The organism is Armatimonas sp. (genome assembly GCF_031410135.1).
In the GTDB taxonomy this organism is placed as follows: domain Bacteria; phylum Armatimonadota; class Armatimonadia; order Armatimonadales; family Armatimonadaceae; genus Armatimonas.
The window spans coordinates 1-1,649 of record NZ_JANNYP010000550.1 but is presented as its reverse complement, the minus strand read 5'-3'; the positions used below and the strand labels follow the sequence as shown (position 1 = coordinate 1,649).

Genomic DNA, 1,649 nt, shown 5'->3' with positions numbered 1-1,649 from the left:
AACGAGTCGTAGCCGATTTGTGCTCCGGCAATGGCTAGCTTGAGCTGCGGCAGGCGGGGGGCGAGCAAGCAAAACGCCTCGATGAGAGTTCCCAGACCCTTGGGCTCGTACATGCGTGCTAGGTAGCCGAGCGTGAGTGTTTTGGGCGGCTCGAGGCGAGGAGCGTAGCCGGTGAGATCAATGCCGTTGTAGACGACATGAAGCTTTTCGGGGGGAAGCTTGGCGCGGTTCTGCATTAAATCGCCGTGGTAGCGGCTCACGGGAATCAGCGCATCGAACTCCGCGCCACGCTCGCCGACAAGCTGCCAGCACTGCTCGGAGTAGGGCTTGCCCAGCGCGTCCAGAAAACCGTCTTCTCCCTGGAGCGTGCAGGCGATCTTGGCACCCGTTGCCTCGCGGATTCTGCGTCCTATCCCTAAAAGAAGCGCGTTGGAGAGGATCACCCAGTCGGGTTTCTCGCTCGCTAGCCACTCCACCAGGCGCTCCAGCTCTTTGCTCTGGTTTCCCTCTTCGCCCCTTAGCATCGAGAGTGTCATGGGGCCTAGCTCGCTAGCGCGGGTCATTCCAGCGCGTTTCCCCGCACTGGCCAGCGCTTTGGGAGAGTCGAAGAGTTTGTCGAGCCAGCGTGGGGTCTTGCGAAAGAGGGGCGAGACTTGCTGCAGGTAGGCGTTGATCCCACCGTAGAACACGGGAATGTTCTCTGCTGCTGAGACCTCATCTAATGTGAGGGGGAGATACATCGGCACCAAGAGCGCATCGTGGCCGCGCTTGCGAAGCGCCAGCACGAGCGCATTGTCGCGCATACAGCTCCCGCAGTAGAAGCTCCCCGTTCCTGTGGTCAGATACACCAGTCGCATGGGGAGATTCTACCCGGTAAGAGGCGATTTAGTCCTCGCGGAACCAGACACTGGCATTGGGAGCCAGCGACTTGCGCCAGGCAGCGCCCTGGGTGCTACGGGCACGCCACGAGTTGTTCGGAGCCTTGAACCACTTCGCATGGCCATCGGCGAGGGTGTAGTTTGCCCCACCGCTGTGGCGGTAGCGCGCCCCACAGTAGTTGTCCGCACGGCCCAATAAGCGTCCTGGTAGGTTGGGAAAGCCCGTCTCCACCCCGACTGTGCAGTTGGTGGTCCAGTCATCGCCGCCGGTATTGCCGACGTAGCCCATGCCCTCGCAGGCGAGAATGCGCTGAGCTGGCGACTCGACTGCAGGCATCGTCTGAATTCCTAAGGGAAACCAGCCGTTGACACCCGTGGTGGGGGCGGAGCGGTGGCTGGTGGGCATCAGGTTACTGTTGTTCATGTAGCTGAATGCCTTGGAGTAGAAGTTCGTAATCGGAGAGACGCCCGCCGTAGCAAAAGGGATCGTGTCGCCTGGGGCCATGGGCAGGTTTGATCCATTGGGTGTGATACTTGGGCAGATCCAAAACGGAGCATCCACCCGCCCAACGATATTGACATTGGTCGCGCCCGCACCCGACTTCACATAGGGCTCGACTAAGTCTTGCCAGGTGACGGCAGCCGTCATCGTGCCCAGAATATAAGACCCTAGTGGAAATGTCTCATCATAGTCTTGTGAGTACATCATGATCCCAAGACCGACCTGCTTCATGTTGGAAAGACAGCTCGTCTGGCGGGCTTTCTCGCGGG

At 60.0% G+C, this 1,649-nt stretch carries 2 protein-coding genes; both read right to left on the bottom strand.

Translation table 11 applies throughout. The annotated features are described in order from the left end of the window. A partial coding sequence (locus tag RMO15_RS20400; RefSeq protein WP_309716197.1) for a glycosyltransferase family 4 protein occupies positions 1 to 857 on the bottom strand: 857 nt, incomplete at its 3' end. Between the two features lie 28 nt (positions 858 to 885). Then, the coding region (locus RMO15_RS20395; protein ID WP_309716194.1) for a DUF1559 domain-containing protein at positions 886 to 1,649 on the bottom strand (764 nt) is incomplete at its 5' end.